This window comes from Stenotrophomonas sp. STEN063 (assembly GCF_056854515.1).
On record NZ_JBXFWF010000013.1, the window covers coordinates 12,443 to 27,406 of the forward strand.

Genomic DNA, 14,964 nt, shown 5'->3' on the forward strand with positions numbered 1-14,964 from the left:
TGCCATGGCGCCGCTGTTCAGCGGCGACGTGACTGGCGTCCGGACAGGATGCTGATGGCTCTTTCATAGCGCTTCCACCAGGGGGCTTCACCGCGCAACGCGATGCTGGCGTAGCGGTGCCGTTCCTTGCGGCTGGGCTTGGGTTTGGTGCGGTACTCCTGTTTGCCCAAGCTGCAGCAGCCATCGTCCAAGCCACTACGTGCGGCGTATACACGAACAATGCCGTAGTTGCGCAGCGCGTTGCGGTACAAGCTTGTCGGCTCACGGCGGGTTGCCCACCAGCCGTTGTTGCCATGGGTGCGATATTCCACGCAGGCGGTGGGCAGGTAGTACTTGCGGGCGCCGAGGATGCTGGCACCGTGCACCACGCATGCATCAGCGCACAGCTTCCACTGGCGTCGGAAGCTGTGCGGAAGGTCGAGTACGTTCTCGGCCCAGGCCCGGCGCAGGCTCAGTGCCGAAGTGGGGGCGCCATACCAAGGCACCAGGAAATAGGTGCTTATTGCGGTATAGCCCAGGTCGATGGGCTCCTGGCTGTCTTCGTAGCGGATGTCCAGGTTGTCGATGCCGAAGGTCTGCAGGTCGCTGAAAACGAAGTCGATATCGCGACGGGCGTCATACACCGCGCCGATCTTTTCCAGGTATTCCGGCTTCCAGCGGTCATCGGCGTCCAGGAAGCAGATCACATCGGCGTTGGCAGCGGCCACGCCGCGTTGAAACGCGGCCAGTTGGCCTTCGTTCTCGCCAAACAGCAGCGTCACCCGGGCATCGTCACCGTAGCGCTGGCGCAGCAGTTCCGGCGAGCCATCGCTTGAACCGTCGTCCACCACCAGGATCTGTGCGGCGGCCCGGGTCTGGGCCAGCGCGCTGTCGATCGTCTCGCAGACGAAATTGGCGTAGTTGTAGTTGGTGATGACGACGGCGAACGTGGTCACGCCTTATCCTCGGCCAGCAGCTTGCGGAAGTAGGCGATGGTTTCCTTCAGGCCATCTTCCAATGCGACCTTCGGTTCCCAGCCCAGTTTTTCACGGGCCAGCGAGATGTCCGGCTGGCGCTGGCGCGGATCATCCGAGGGCAGGGGGCGATACACCAGGCGCGAGCGACCGCCGACCAGGCGCAGGACCATTTCGGCCAGCTCCAGCATGGTGAACTCGCCGGGATTGCCGATGTTGATGGGCCCGGTGAAGCCGCGCTCGGTGTCCATCGTCCGCAGCATCGCTTCAATCAGATCATCCACGTAGCAGAAACTACGGGTCTGGCTGCCATCTCCGAAAATGGTGATGTCTTCGCCGCGCAAGGCCTGCACGATGAAGTTGCTCACCACGCGGCCATCGTTGGGATGCATGCGCGGGCCGTAGGTGTTGAAGATACGCACGACCTTGATGTCCAGCGCGTGCTGCCGGTGGTAGTCGAAGAACAGCGTTTCGGCGCAGCGCTTGCCTTCGTCATAGCAGCTGCGGATGCCGATCGGATTGACCCGGCCCCAGTAGCCTTCCTGCTGCGGGTGTACTTCGGGGTCGCCATAGACTTCGCTGGTGGACGCTTGCAGGATGCGTGCATTCACACGCTTGGCCAAGCCCAGCATGTTGATCGCGCCGTGTACCGAGGTCTTGGTGGTCTGTACCGGGTCGTGCTGGTAATGGACGGGAGAGGCCGGGCAGGCGAGGTTGAAGATGCGTTGCACTTCCACATACAGGGGGAAGGTGACGTCGTGGCGCATCAGCTCAAAATTGGGCAGGTTCAGCAGGTGTGCGATATTGCGCTTGCTGCCGGTGAAGTAGTTGTCCACGCACAGGACATCATGCCCCTGCTGGATCAGTCGATCGCATAAATGGGAACCAAGAAACCCCGCACCACCTGTGACCAGGACGCGTTGCATGAAAAACTCTCGAAAAGATGAAGGATAGGCGGGCATGGGCGTTCAATGCCCAGCTGGCAGCACATTCTGCCACGATCTGTGTCCTTGGTTGGGATGCATTGGGGGCGAAAAGGTGCTAGCCGCTGATCGGGCGCGTGGCGGGCTTGCCGCACCCTGGCACCAGGTCCAACCCCAAGGCAGCAGAAAATGCCGCCGCTCCCCATGCGGCCCACTTGATTACATCGCGCCGACGTAGCAGCAGGCTGTAAACCAGCACCGCTGGCACTGCAGCTGCCATCAGCTTGGCCAGATGCATCCGCCCTGCGCCAGTGCCCATGTAGCGGCGTATGGCGATCTGGCGTGAGCGTGCATAGTGGAAGCGCTTGATGAAGTCGGTGCGCACGCTGGGTGCCGAAGAAGCCCCGCCCTTGTGGAAGGCGCGTGCAGCCGGCTGCAGCAGGCATTGATGGCCGGCGTTGGCCATCCGCAGGCACAGGTCATCGTCTTCGTAGTAAAGGAAGAAGGCTTCGTCGAAGCCGCCGATCTCCCGGAATGCACTGGTCCGCTGCAACTGGCAACAACCGTGAATCCACTCGGCGGCGGTGACCTTGTCCGGCACCGTGAACCTACTGTTCGTGCCCGGCCTGAAGAATGCCGGGCGGTGCGAGATCTGTGGAACGGTTTCGCTGCGCCAGTTCTGCGGGCCAACCACGCCGGCCTGGGGGTGGTCGCGCATGCAGTCCAGCAGGCATTGCAGGTCGGCCGGGGCGAGGACGCAATCCGGGTTGAGCAACAGGGCGAACGGCGTCTGCACGGTCGCCATTGCCTGGTTGTTGGCGGCGCCAAAACCGGCGTTGCTGGTACGGGTGATCAGCCGTGCATGTGGAATGCGTGCGGCGATCTGGGTGGCAGTGCCATCGCAGCTGCCGTTGTCGATGATGACCACATGCGGGAACGGGGCGAGCGTGCTTGCCATCGCCTCCAGAAGAGCCGAGCTGTTGTAGGTGACGCAGACAATGGTCACCTCATCGAACGGCGGACAGCGGCTCATGGCGTGGATTCGCGCGCTCTACCGATGCCATGCCAAGGGAAGCTGCCCAGCGGGATGCTGGCCATCAGCAGCATGAACACATGGCGGTGGGTGAAGTTGCTCCAGAGTCCATTGGCCAGGCCGGCGGCCACATAGATGATGAGGATGCTGGCAAAGATACCTTTTTGAGGGTCGCGCAGCTTGCTGACATGGACGGCAAATGCCAGCAGCAGGGCCGCGAATACCAGCAGGCCAGCCACGCCTTCCTCGGCCAGGATGAGCAGGGCTTCCTGGTGCGGGTGGCCCGTAATGAAGGGTTCCGAGCCCGGGATGGCGCGCATCTGCTCCATGTAGATGGGCTCCCACTGGTTCAGGCCGTGCCCGAACACCGGGGCATCGGCGATGATCGGCAGGGTTTGCTGCCACAGCCACAGGCGGATGCCGCTGGACGTGGGCTCCTGGGCGACCAGATAGCTGTCCACTTCCTCGGTGATCGAGCTCAGCATGCGTTCGCGGATGCTGGGTGTCGACCACAACGCGCCGATGGTGACGATGACCAGGCCGCCACTGACCATCAGCATGCGCCAGCCGCTGAAGCGGTGCGCAACCAGTCGGTAGATCCAATAGCCGAGCAGTGGCAGCAGGACGATGTAGGTGGTGCGGCTCTGGATCAACAGCACCGCATTGCACAGTACGACAGCGGCTGCGATCAGTGCAGCGATGCGTAAACCCCGCTCGTTGCTGTTGAAGGCCACAGCCACCAGCATCGACATCAGGATCAGGCTGGCCAGCCCCTGCTGTGTGTATTCCTTGAAGACGGTGTTGCGCATGGAGGGCTGGATTTCAGCCACCGCACGCTGTGGTACCAGGCCGAACTGCATCAGGTAGGAGATCAGTACCACCAGCCCGGCGGCGACAGCAAATGCTGCCAATGCACGCCAGCGCCAGCGCGAATCGCGCAGCAGGCTGGCAATGAGCAACGGGTACAGGCAGCCCCACATCGAGGCTTCGCCAAACGCAGGGGCGTCTGAGCCAATCCATGCATGCAGTGCGCTGGCGAACAAAACGCTGAACCAGACCAGGAAGCCGATGACCACTGGCTCACGTAGCGCGGCGCGCCAGCGTGCAACCAGGTCCGCGCCAGCCAGTGAACACAACAGGCTCAAGCCCAGCAGGATGTTGGTGGCGGGCTTGTTGAGGGGGGCAGCGAACAGCGTAAGCACCGCGCACCATTGGCCAGCCGTCAGCAGCCGGCTGCGCAGTGCCTGTAACAGCGGGGGAGATTGGACCGCAGACAACTGATTCACGTGATGGATCACACCGGTTGGGCGTGGATACGCCGCTGGGAAAGTGGCAGTGACAGCAGAACGGCCACCGGGCAACCAGTCTGATTTTCAGTCGGTAGAACGTTGAATTCTAGCGGTGCCAACCTGCATCTTCAACGAACCCAATCACGTGTTCATGGTGCATGCTGCTGCACGTTCAGCAAGGTCGGCAGTCGTTCAGTCAAGCGGTTTGTCGACGCCGGTGTTGGCTGATGTCGTCACCAACGGCTGCCCGTTCTGCAGCAGCCACAGCATGATGGTCTTCTGTCGCACGTAGTTGGCGCTGACGAAGGCCTCGATCAGGCCCGGCCAGCCATCCAAGAAGCCGCGCTTGACCACGTAGCTGCGGATGAAGCGCCAGCTCGGGGCGATGATCAGCTTGCCCAGGCTGGCGTGCTTGCCCTTGGCGAACTCATGCTCGGCCATCATCCGCGCGTACTTCTGCTTCTTGTCCAGCAGTTGCAGGAAGCTGCGGTAGGGGTGGTGCAGCAGGTCGCCCTTGAGCAGGGCGGCCGGGCCGTCCAGCGAGACGGCTTCGTGGATCTCGCGATCGCCGCGCCAGCCGCCGTGGCGGCGGTCGAACAGGCGCAGTACGCGGTCCGGATAGGCGGTGCCATGGCGCAGGAAACGGCCGAAGTACTCCGAGCAGCGCGCGAAACGGTAGCCGACCGCACGGGGGAAGCCGGCGTCACGCTCGGCCTCGATGGCCGCGCGCAGTTCCGGGTTGACCCGCTCATCGGCGTCCAGGCACAGCACCCAGTCGTGGCTGGCCTGTTCCACGCAGAACGCCTTCTGGCTGCGGAAACCGGTGAACGCACGTTGCACCACACGGGCGCCAGCGGCTTCGGCCACGGCGACGGTGGCGTCGCTTGAGAAGGAGTCGGCCACCACGATTTCGTCGCAGAACGCCAGCGAGGCCAGGCAGTCGCCAATGCGGTCGGCTTCGTTGAAGGCGATGATGCAGGCCGACAGGCGCGGGCGCTGGGCGGGCAGGGCGGTGCTTGGGCTGGGCATGCGGGGTCTGGCACGGGGGATCGGGCAAAGCCTAGCAGCGACGGCTTCCACTGGCGATGCGATAATTTCGGCATATCCGGGATATTCAGGAGTTCCCCACCGTGCCACGCCACTATCTGCTGTACGGGTCCGAGCGCTATGCGCTGGCCATCCTCCGCCCGCTGCAGGCGGCGATCCGCGCACGTGGTGATGAGGCGGCATGGTTTTTCGATGGCCCCGGCGCCAGTGATCTGACCGCCGATGAGACCTTGTTGACGGTAGAGCAGGTGCGTGCGTGGAACCCCTGTGCTGTGATCACCTCGTCCAACGCGGTGCCGCACTTCTTCCCCGGGGTGAAGGTCGAGACCTTCCATGGCTTTGACGCGGGCAAGCCGCGCCACATCTATATCCGTGGCTTCTTCGACCTGTACTGCACCACCGGCCCGCGTGATACCGCCGCGTTCTCCGAGCTGGCACAAAAGACCGGACATTTTTCGGTGGTGGAAACCGGCTTCCCGAAGATCGACCCGTTCATGAGCCAGCTCAAGGACGAGCCCGATCCCGTGCGCGAGCCACCGGTGATCCTGTACCACTCCACCTTCTCACCGTCCTGGAGCGCTGCCGGCATCCTGTACGACGAGATCAAGCGGCTGTCGCAGACTGGCGAATGGCGCTGGATCGTCACCTTCCATCCGAAGATGGACCCGGAAATCACCGCCAAGTACCGCGCGCTGGAAGGCCCGTATCTGCGCTTCGCAGACGACGACAACATCCTGGACCTGTTCCCGCAGGTGGACATGATGTGCTCGGACACGTCCTCGGCGCTCAATGAGTTCCTGCTGACCTACAAGCCGGTGGTGACCTTCAAGAACCGCCGGCCCGGGCCGCAGCTGCTGGACATCGATGAGCCCGTACAGTTCGAGGGTGCGATCCGTACCGCCTTGTCGCGGCCGCCGGAGTTGATGGCCGCGGTGCGCCAGTTTGCCGATCAGCTGCACCCTTATCGCGATGGCCAGTCCAGCGAGCGCATCCTGCAGGCGATCGATGATTTCATCGCCAAGGGCGGCCGCAACCGCAAGCCCAAGCCGCGCAACTGGTGGCGCAAGATCAAGCTGCGCAAGCGCATTGGTTATTGGGGCCCGGCGCGGGTTTGAGGATCAGCAGTTTCGCCTGGCCACGATGCCGGGGGTGAAGTCAGGTTGCAGCGACATGGGTGTAGCCCGGGTAAGCGCAGCGCACCCGGGAAGAGGACTCAATTCGGTGATTTGGCTTCACGCCTGATGCTGGTTCTGGAGAAGCTGGTTTTCCGTTGCCAGACTTTGGCCCGCCTCCCGCCTCCCGCCTCCCGCCTCCCGCCTCCCCGGTGCACTGCGCTTACCCGGGCTACGGGGCTGCTCCAAGTCCCTCTTCTCTTGCGGGAGAGGAAAACGCGTTGCCATCACCAGCGCAACTTGCGCCGCACCATCTCCCGCTCAAGCTGCGCCATCAGCGCACGCGCCTGCGCTTCTTCCAGAAAGCGCAGCTGCAAGGCCGGCGCGCCACCTGCGCCAGCGGTATCCAGCGTCAGTGTCGCGGTGCCGAATCGCCGGTCTAGCGGTGAGCGATCCAGTCGCAGGGCCTGCAACTTGTCCAGCTCGGCTACCCGCCACCAGCGGTTCCACCAGCCGCCACGAATGGCCACGCGCTGCGCGTCGATGTTGTAGCCGATGCGGCTTACCTGGCGGTGCGCCTTCAGCGCCGACCATGGCAGCCAGAGCAGCGGCAGCAGGCCCCATGCACTGCCGGTTTCGTATACCAGCAGTGCAGACAGCAGGCTCATCAATAGCAGCGCCGGCAGGCACAAGCGCCACCAGCCGCGGGTGCTTACCGGCAGCCATTGGGTGGGCGGCCATTGCAGCTGCGGTAGCAGGTGCTGCAACAGGCCGTCGCAGGCAGCGGGCGTTGCCAGCGGTGCCAGTTCCTTCAGCGCGCGCCCGTCCTGTTCCTGCTGCTGGCCGCCACTGGCGATGTCCACGCGTAGCTGGCGGCGCTTGAACAGCCGATGCAACGCGCCTTCGCGCAATGTCCAGGCCTGGATGCGACGGCGCGCCACGCTGCTGCGCACACGGGTGAACAGACCGCGTTCGACGGTGAGGCGGCGGTCGGCCTCGCTCAGGCGAAAGCCGTAGTACTGCACGATGGCCAAGCCCACCGAGAGCAGCCGCATCAGGACCAGCGCGAAGGCGAGCAGCAGCAGGCCGGTAGCGACCATGGTCAGCGTGCCCAGCTGCAGCTGGCTGGCATAGCCGAAGGCGTGGCGGCCCTGTTCTTCGATGAAATCGGAGGTGGTCCGGCGCGGGAACAGTTGGTAGGCCGCACCGATTGCCGCCGCCACAACGACCATTGCGCGGTTGGAAATAAGCCCCTGCCGCACCAGTTCGGACAGCGACAGGCTCAGCAGTACACCATCGGTGGGAGTGTCCGCTTGGTCGCCGGTTGGCGCTGCTTCGCTGCCGCCCTGGCGGATCAGCCGCTCCAGCTCCAGCGCCTGTGCCAGCTTGAGCACGCGCATTTCCGCTTCGGGCTTGTCGCCGCCAGCCGATTCCAGTCGCAGCTCGGCCACGCCGAACAGGCGGTGCAGCAGGTTCTGGTGCACGACCACATTGTGGATGCGCGCGAACGGAATCTCGCGACGGGTGCGCTCGAAGATGCCACTACGGATGCTGAGCGCATCGTTGCCGATGCGGTAGCGGTAACTCAGGTATTGCAGCACCGCGCTGGCGACCAGCGCCACCACGATCGCGCCACTGATCCAGTGGTGGTAAGGCAGGTCGTCATCGCGGCGGCTGCCGAACACCAGCAAGGCAACCAGCGGCAGCAGGAACTGCTGCACCTGCTGCTGCAGGGCGAACAGCCACGACCACGGATGCAGCCGTTGCTCGTCGCTGGGCACGGGGGGCGGGAGTTCGCTCACAGCGCGTCGTCGTGGTCGAGCTGCCGCGCCAGGCGATCACGCAGGCGTTCTGCATCGGCGTGCGCCAGTCCGGCCACGGCGACGGTGTTCATGCGGGTGCCGGCGGTATGCACGATCAGGGTCGCCAGGCCTGCCATGCGTTCCAGCGGGCCGCGACGCAGGTCCAGGTGCTGCACGCGCGATACCGGCACGTGGCTTTCGCTCTGCCACATATGGCCACGGCGTACACCGAGCGATTGCGCGTCCAGCCGCCAGAAGGTCAGTCGATGCCGGCGCCAGCCGAACCATGCGCCGAGCAGTGCACCCACTGCGGCTGCAGCCAGGGGAATCAGCAACCAGCTCGATTGGTCGGTAGCCAACACCAGCACCACGCTGGCGGCGCCAAACAGCAGGGCCATGCTCAGTGCCGAACCGGTGGCGGCGAACAGCGCGCCGCGCGGTGGCAATGGTTGCCACTGGATGTCGTCCGGCAGCGGCGTATCGAAGGCAGGAGGTTCAGTCATGCGCAGACGATATAACGCCGGGACCGTACAGCGGTAGGTGCGATGCCGCTGGTTGTTGTAGGAGCGGCGTCAGCCGCGAAGCTGCCGAGGCTGCAGGCCACCGAAAGGCCTGCACTCGCAGTTTCAAGGTGGGGCGTTATTGTGGGCGCCGGATGTATCTTTGGCTTCGCGGCTGACGCCGCTCCTACAGAAAACCAAAACGCTTACTGCGCTGCCATGATCAGCGCATCTACATCCAGGTGGTGGCCGGCACGTGCGGCCTTGGTGCGCAGGTACTGCTCGTTTTCGTGGGTGATCTCGCCGGTCACCGGCACGCAGCCAACGACTTCGATGCCGGCCTTGCGCAGGTGCTGCACCTTGGTGGGGTTGTTGGTCAGCAGCTGGATGCGCTGCACGCCCAGCGCGCGCAGCATGGCCACCGCGCTGCCATAACGTCGCTCGTCGGCACCGAAGCCCAGTTGGGCATCGGCGTCGATGGTGTCCAGACCTTCGTGCTGGTAGCCGTAGGCACGCATCTTGGCGGCGATGCCGGTGCCGCGGCCTTCCTGGTCCAGATACAGCAGAATGCCGCCGCCCAGTTCTTTCAGCGTGCGCAGGCCGCGTCGCAGCTGGTCACCGCAATCGCATTTGAGCGAGCCGAACAGGTCGCCGGTGAGGCAGGACGAATGCACGCGTACCGGCACGATGCCGCTCATGTCCGGATTGCCGACGATCACCGCAACCTGGTCGCGCTGCGCCACACCGCCACGGAACACGGCGAATTCGCTCATGCCAACGTCACGCAGTGGCACCGGCGAGCGCGTCACCAGTTCGTAGTCCTGGCCGGCCTGGCCAGCACCTTCGTACAGGGCGGTGGTGTCCAGCTGCAGGCAGTCATCGAACGGGCTGCCTGCCGCGTCCAGTTCCACCGAGATCATGGCCGGCAACAGCAAGCCCAAACGCGCCACTTCCACCGTGGCTGCATCCAGCGCATTGCCATTGGCTTGCGCATCAGCCGGCGCGACCGCATCGCGCAGGTAGGCCAGTGCAGGCAGTTCGGCAAACGCGCGATCAGCCAATGGCAGATGGATGCCGTTGGCAGCGTTGATGCCCAGGGTCTGCGCGCGCGCTGCGCTCAGGAACAGGTAGTGGCGGCCTTGCGCGGCCTCGGCGAAGGCGGCGTAGCCTTCCGGCGAGCTGCTGTCCAGGGCAATGCTGGCCAGCCGTTGCCGGCCATCGCTGATCACTACCGGGCGGCCCGCACGGAGTTCGGCGGCGGCACGCTCGCAGCGGATGGCGGCGGTCTGGCCGAAGTAGGACGGGCTGGCAGAAACGGGGCTGTTCATTTGAAACCTTATGGGGGCCGTTGGCTGTCGAATCAATCGAGCGGCACGGGTGACGCAGTGTTGCAGCAGCAGGTTCAGTGCGGGTGACGGGCAGTGGCGTAAGGGTCGTGCTCGCCGCTGCCCGGCGGCCGCAGTGTGTAGCGCTTGTAGGTCCACTGGTACTGCGCAGGATCGCGGCGGGCGATGCGTTCGATGCCGGCATTGAGGGTAGCGGCGGCCAGTTGCAGATCCGGGTCGGCGATCTGGGCTTCGGCCGGTTCGATGTGCAGGGCGAAATCCAGGTTGGGTCCGGTGCGTTCGCACCAGCCGTACAGGAGGGTGGCGCCGGTACGTTCGGCCAGGCGATTGACCAGGGTCATGGTCAGCGCCTGCATGCCGAAGAACGGCACGAACACACCGTCGCCGTTCTTGGGTTGCTGGTCGGGCAGGATGCCGGTGGCGCCGCCTTCCTTGAGTACCTTGAACAACTGGCGCACGGCCGGGCCTTCGGCGCGAACCTGGCGCACGTTGTCGCCGCCGCGGCATAGCTGCAGGAATTCATCGCCGACCGGGTTCTCCGGCGGTGCATAGACGATGGCGATCGGCCCGCGCGAGGCCAGCCACTGGTTCAACAGCTCCCAGTTGCCGTAGTGCGGGGCAATCACGATCACCCCCTTGCCCGACGCCAGCGCGGCGTCATACAGGTGTTGGCCGTGGCGTTCGCGCAGGTGCCGGGACAGGTTCTGCGCAGGGTCGTGGGTCCACAGGTACAGGGTTTCCAGTGCCTGGCGGGCGGTGGTGCGCAGCACCTCGCGGTGCAGGCGCGCGCGCTGGGCGGGGTCCAGTTCCGGGTAGACCAGCTCCAGGTTGCGGCGGGTCACCCGGCTTTCGCGGGCATTGATGCTGCGCCACAGCCAGGCCACCGTGTCGGCCAGGGTCCGCTGCCAGGACCAGGGCAGGTGGGTCAGGGCACGGGCGAGGCGGTAATAGAGCTTGGCGGTGGATTGCGGTTTCATTCCCGCAAGTTTAGCCGCTGGCGCCCGGTGCTATGGTGCCCGGCCCCACAGCAGGAGCTGCCAATGCTTTGCCTGATCCAACGTGTCACCCAGGCCTCGGTCACCGTCGACGATGCCGTGGTCGGTCAGATCGGCCCTGGCCTGCTGGCCCTGGTGGGGGTGGAGCCGGGCGACGATGAGGCGATGCTGTCGCGGATGGCGGACAGGCTGCTCGGTTACCGGGTTTTCGCCGACGATGCCGGCAAGATGAACCGTTCCTTGCGCGATACCGGTGGTGGGCTGCTGCTGGTCAGCCAGTTCACCCTGGCCGCCGATACTCGTTCAGGCATGCGCCCGAGCTTCACCAGCGCCGCGCCGCCGGCCGAGGCTGAACGGCTTTTCAACCGTTTGGTGGCTATCTGCCGTGAAAAACACAGTCCAGGGGTGGAAATTGGCCGCTTTGGTGCCCATATGGTTGTCAGCCTGATCAACGATGGGCCCGTAACCTTTCTGCTCAGACCGTAGCGCGCCGCGAACCCACCGCCCCGGCAAGCGCTATGCTGCGCTGGTATAATGCTAGGTTCCCATCTTCACAATCGCCGGTGGCGCGAGCATTACATGGCCAACGAACGTCCTGCCCAGCAAAACGACATCAAGCTTCTGATCAGCAAGGGCCTGGAACAGGGCTACCTGACCTACGCCGAAGTTAACGATCATCTGCCCGACGACATGGTCGATCCGGAGCAGATCGAAGACATCATCGGCCTGATCACCGGCATGGGCATCGATGTCCACGAAGTTGCCCCCGACGCCGACACGCTGATGCTCAGCGACGGCAACACCGGCAACCGTGAAGTCGATGATACCGCCGCTGAAGAAGCTGCTGCTGCACTTACCGCACTCGACACCGAAGGTGGCCGCACCACCGACCCGGTGCGCATGTACATGCGCGAAATGGGTACGGTCGAGCTGCTGACCCGCGAAGGCGAAATCGCCATCGCCAAGCGCATCGAAGAAGGCCTGGGCCAGGTGCAGGCTGCACTGGGCACCTTCCCGCTGGCCGTTGAGTCGGTGCTGGCCGATTACGAACTGCACAAGGAAGGCAAGAAGCGCCTGGCCGAAGTGATCGTCGGCTTCAACGACCTGGTCGAGGAAGCGCCGGCACCGGCCGTTGCCGAAGACACCAGCGACGACGCTGACGCAGACGGCGACGAAGATGATGACGGCGACGACGTCGAGGAAGAAGCCGGCCCGACCGGTCCGGACCCGGTGGAAGTGGCTGCCCGCATGGAGCAGCTGGCCGCCGACATGGCCAAGTTCAAGAAGGCCCACGCCAAGGGCGACGTCAAGGCCCAGGCCAAGCTGCGCGAGGAGATCTCGGCCACGTTCGTGACCCTGAAGCTGCCGCTGCCGCTGACCGACGTGCTGGTGCGCCTGCTGCGCGACACCATGGCCCAGGTCAAGTCGCAGGAGCGCCGCGTGCTGCACCTGGCCACCATCACTGCCCGTATGCCGCGTAAGGATTTCATCCGTTCGTGGGAAGGCAACCAGACGAATCTGGAGTGGGTGGAAGACGCCATCAAGCGTAAGCAGAAGTGGTCGTCGGCCCTGCGTGACGTCAAGGACCAGATCGTTGCCGAACAGCAGGCGACCATCGACCTTGAGAAGGACACCCAGCTGAGCCTGGACGAGCTGAAGGAAATCAGCCGCGTCATGGCCTACGGCGAAGCCAAGGCGCGCAAGGCCAAGAAGGAAATGGTCGAGGCCAACCTGCGCCTTGTCATCTCCATCGCCAAGAAGTACACCAACCGCGGCCTGCAGTTCCTGGACCTGATCCAGGAGGGCAACATCGGCCTGATGAAGGCCGTCGACAAGTTCGAATACCGTCGTGGTTACAAGTTCTCGACCTATGCCACCTGGTGGATCCGCCAGGCGATCACCCGTTCGATCGCCGACCAGGCCCGCACCATCCGTATCCCGGTGCACATGATCGAGACGATCAACAAGTTGAACCGCATTTCCCGCCAGATGCTCCAGCAGTACGGCCGCGAGGCCACGCCGGAGGAGCTGGCCAAGGAAATGGACATGCCGGAAGACAAGATCCGAAAGGTGATGAAGATCGCCAAGGAGCCGATCTCGATGGAAACCCCGATCGGCGACGACGAGGATTCGCATCTGGGCGACTTCATCGAGGACACCAACGTGGAGTCCCCGATCGAGAACACCACCAACATCAACTTGTCGGAAACCGTGCGTGACGTGCTGGCTGGCCTCACCCCGAGGGAAGCCAAGGTGCTGCGTATGCGCTTCGGCATCGACATGAACACCGATCACACGCTGGAAGAAGTGGGCAAGCAGTTCGACGTGACCCGCGAGCGTATCCGCCAGATCGAGGCCAAGGCGCTGCGCAAGCTGCGTCACCCGAGCCGTTCGGAGCAGCTGCGCAGCTTCCTCGACATCGAGTGAGTGGTGGCTTGAAAGTGATTGCTGGCGCGTAAGCGCTGGAATGAAAAACCCCGCCTTGGCGGGGTTTTTCTTTGCGCGGATGGCGATGGATCGGGTTGGAATCACCGCCAGGACCTGGCCAGTAGTGCCGCCATGCGCGGGCGTTGCGCTGTGCGCAACACGCGCACATCAAAAGCAGACACAGGGAAGTAGTCGCACGCTGCAAGCTCCACTACACTGTGTCGTCGCTAAGGGCCTATAGCTCAACGGTTAGAGCAGAGGACTCATAATCCTTTGGTTCCAGGTTCGAATCCTGGTGGGCCCACCACGTAATTCAATGCGTTGCGGTGTTTTTTCCTGCAATGCATGCATCCGGGGAATTGGCTGGTGCCTGGCTGGTGCCCGTACTGCTGGAGCGAACTGCGCAGACTTCCGCGGCAATCCCAGCTTGTACTTCCGACATGAGCCAACGTCAGCGAGCGAGCTCGCGGCTCGGATATCGAGTGCAAGCTGCCGAACGAAGACCTCTGAATGATCCGCATAGGACGGGACCAGCATAAGAGCCGGCCCCGTCACTTACTTCTCGAATCCTGTTTGTTGGGCCGTTCTCAACGTTGCGTGGTCCGTTGAGCCGTTGCGGCAACAAGACGGGACGTCAGCCTGCCTGGCCCAGGCGTGCTTTGAGCTGCTGGATCTCTGCATCGCTGATGCCGATGGATTTCAGATAGCCCTCAGCACCGCCGTACTGCTGCTGTAATGCGGAGAGAAACATCTCCATGTTCTCCGGCGCAGTACCTGCCATGCCCGCCATCTTCCTGCCGATCTCCGGGTTCTGGCGGATGAGTTCCATCATCTGCGCGTTCATCGCACTGTCCTTGGGTTGCCCTTCCAGGTAGTGCGCGGAGATCGCGTAGTTGTGCACGATGTCGCCATCGGCAACGCCGGCCAGGTTCAGCAACAGGCCGGCGATGATGCCGGTACGGTCCTTGCCCGCCGTGCAGTGGAACAGCACCGTGCCGTCTTTCTCGGCCGCGATGCGCTGGAACACCTGCTTGAACTGCGGTTGGCTGTGGCCGAGCCATTGCACATAGGCTTCGCCCAGGGAGTCGGGGAACGACTTCATCATTTTCGGCAGATCCATCTTCTCCGTACCCATCAGCGAGATGCGCTGGTAGTCGAAGCGGTCGTCGCTGGCCAGCAGGTCAGGTGACTGGGTTTGCTCATCGGCCGTGCGCAGATCGATGTCCAGCGTCACGCCGGCGGCGGCAAGGGCGTCGCGATCGGCGCCGGTCAGTCGCCCAAGATCTGCCGTGCGGATGAACGCATTGGCGGGAATCGGACCACGGCTGCCTTGCAGGCCAGCGAAGGAGCGCACATTCCATGCACCCTGCAGCGCCATGACGCGTTGTGCGTCATCGGCAAGCGGCTGTGTGTTGCCGCTGCGCGTAGCGGTGGCCGCGGCGGGTGTATCGGCATGGGCGACGGCGCCGGTGCCGAGCACCGGAGCGAGCAGGGCCAGGGCGAGTGCGATCGGGGTGCTTCGCGTTTTCATCAGGGG

13 protein-coding genes and 1 tRNA gene are annotated in these 14,964 nt (G+C 64.0%); 4 read left to right on the top strand and 10 right to left on the bottom strand.

Translation table 11 applies throughout. The features are described from left to right. Positions 1–17: 17 nt before the first annotated feature. The 5 genes from AC1VWL_RS05355 to AC1VWL_RS05375 form a co-directional block, all read right to left on the bottom strand. Entirely contained in the window at positions 18–935 is a 918-nt protein-coding gene (locus tag AC1VWL_RS05355) for a glycosyltransferase family 2 protein (protein WP_482986022.1), read from the bottom strand. Then, positions 932–1,879: a UDP-glucuronic acid decarboxylase family protein gene (locus tag AC1VWL_RS05360; RefSeq protein ID WP_296248604.1), complete on the bottom strand. Its 948-nt coding sequence runs from the start codon at positions 1,877–1,879 to the stop codon at positions 932–934. The genes AC1VWL_RS05355 and AC1VWL_RS05360 overlap by 4 nt, the downstream gene beginning before the upstream one ends. A gap of 115 nt (positions 1,880–1,994) precedes the next feature. Further along, entirely contained in the window at positions 1,995–2,909 is a 915-nt protein-coding gene (locus AC1VWL_RS05365; protein WP_482986023.1) for a glycosyltransferase family 2 protein, read from the bottom strand. Continuing rightward, the gene (locus AC1VWL_RS05370; protein WP_482986024.1) at positions 2,906–4,195 is read right to left on the bottom strand and encodes an O-antigen ligase family protein; all 1,290 of its coding nucleotides are present in this window, start codon (positions 4,193–4,195) and stop codon (positions 2,906–2,908) included. The genes AC1VWL_RS05365 and AC1VWL_RS05370 overlap by 4 nt, the downstream gene beginning before the upstream one ends. Before the next feature lie 195 nt (positions 4,196–4,390). Then, complete coding sequence (locus AC1VWL_RS05375) at positions 4,391–5,227, bottom strand: glycosyltransferase family 2 protein (protein WP_482986025.1); 837 nt, start codon at positions 5,225–5,227, stop codon at positions 4,391–4,393. 101 nt (positions 5,228–5,328) lie between these two features. Here AC1VWL_RS05375 and AC1VWL_RS05380 point away from each other — a divergent pair, with 101 nt between their 5' ends. Beyond that, a complete protein-coding gene (locus AC1VWL_RS05380; RefSeq protein ID WP_482986026.1) occupies positions 5,329–6,360 on the top strand; it encodes a CDP-glycerol glycerophosphotransferase family protein in 1,032 nt (343 codons plus the stop codon). A gap of 284 nt (positions 6,361–6,644) precedes the next feature. On the opposite strand, the gene AC1VWL_RS05385 is transcribed toward AC1VWL_RS05380, so the two are convergent. From AC1VWL_RS05385 to AC1VWL_RS05400, 4 genes are all read right to left on the bottom strand, one after another. Beyond that, on the bottom strand, positions 6,645–8,159 hold the full coding sequence (locus tag AC1VWL_RS05385; protein ID WP_481533673.1) for a PH domain-containing protein: 1,515 nt from the start codon (positions 8,157–8,159) through the stop codon (positions 6,645–6,647). After that, positions 8,156–8,662: a PH domain-containing protein gene (locus AC1VWL_RS05390; RefSeq protein WP_481533674.1), complete on the bottom strand. Its 507-nt coding sequence runs from the start codon at positions 8,660–8,662 to the stop codon at positions 8,156–8,158. Before AC1VWL_RS05390 ends, AC1VWL_RS05385 begins: the two co-directional genes overlap by 4 nt. Positions 8,663–8,865: 203 nt before the next feature. Beyond that, positions 8,866–9,987: a GTP cyclohydrolase II RibA gene (gene ribA / locus AC1VWL_RS05395; protein ID WP_481533675.1), complete on the bottom strand. Its 1,122-nt coding sequence runs from the start codon at positions 9,985–9,987 to the stop codon at positions 8,866–8,868. Between the two features lie 74 nt (positions 9,988–10,061). Beyond that, the gene (locus AC1VWL_RS05400) at positions 10,062–10,982 is read right to left on the bottom strand and encodes a lauroyl acyltransferase (protein WP_481533676.1); all 921 of its coding nucleotides are present in this window, start codon (positions 10,980–10,982) and stop codon (positions 10,062–10,064) included. 63 nt (positions 10,983–11,045) lie between these two features. Between AC1VWL_RS05400 and dtd the strand changes: the two genes are divergently transcribed. The 3 genes from dtd (at position 11,046) to AC1VWL_RS05415 (ending at position 13,734) form a co-directional block, all read left to right on the top strand. Continuing rightward, a complete protein-coding gene (dtd, locus tag AC1VWL_RS05405; protein WP_282268068.1) occupies positions 11,046–11,486 on the top strand; it encodes a D-aminoacyl-tRNA deacylase in 441 nt (146 codons plus the stop codon). A 93-nt stretch (positions 11,487–11,579) separates the two neighbouring features. Then, positions 11,580–13,427, top strand: a complete 1,848-nt coding sequence (gene rpoD / locus AC1VWL_RS05410) for an RNA polymerase sigma factor RpoD (RefSeq protein WP_303747752.1) — start codon at positions 11,580–11,582, stop codon at positions 13,425–13,427. A 231-nt stretch (positions 13,428–13,658) separates the two neighbouring features. After that, positions 13,659–13,734 (top strand) — tRNA-Ile (locus tag AC1VWL_RS05415). Between the two features lie 327 nt (positions 13,735–14,061). On the opposite strand, the gene AC1VWL_RS05420 is transcribed toward AC1VWL_RS05415, so the two are convergent. Beyond that, positions 14,062–14,958 (bottom strand): tyrosine-protein phosphatase, encoded by an 897-nt coding sequence (locus tag AC1VWL_RS05420; protein WP_482986027.1) that lies wholly within the window; start codon positions 14,956–14,958, stop codon positions 14,062–14,064. Positions 14,959–14,964 lie beyond the last annotated feature (6 nt).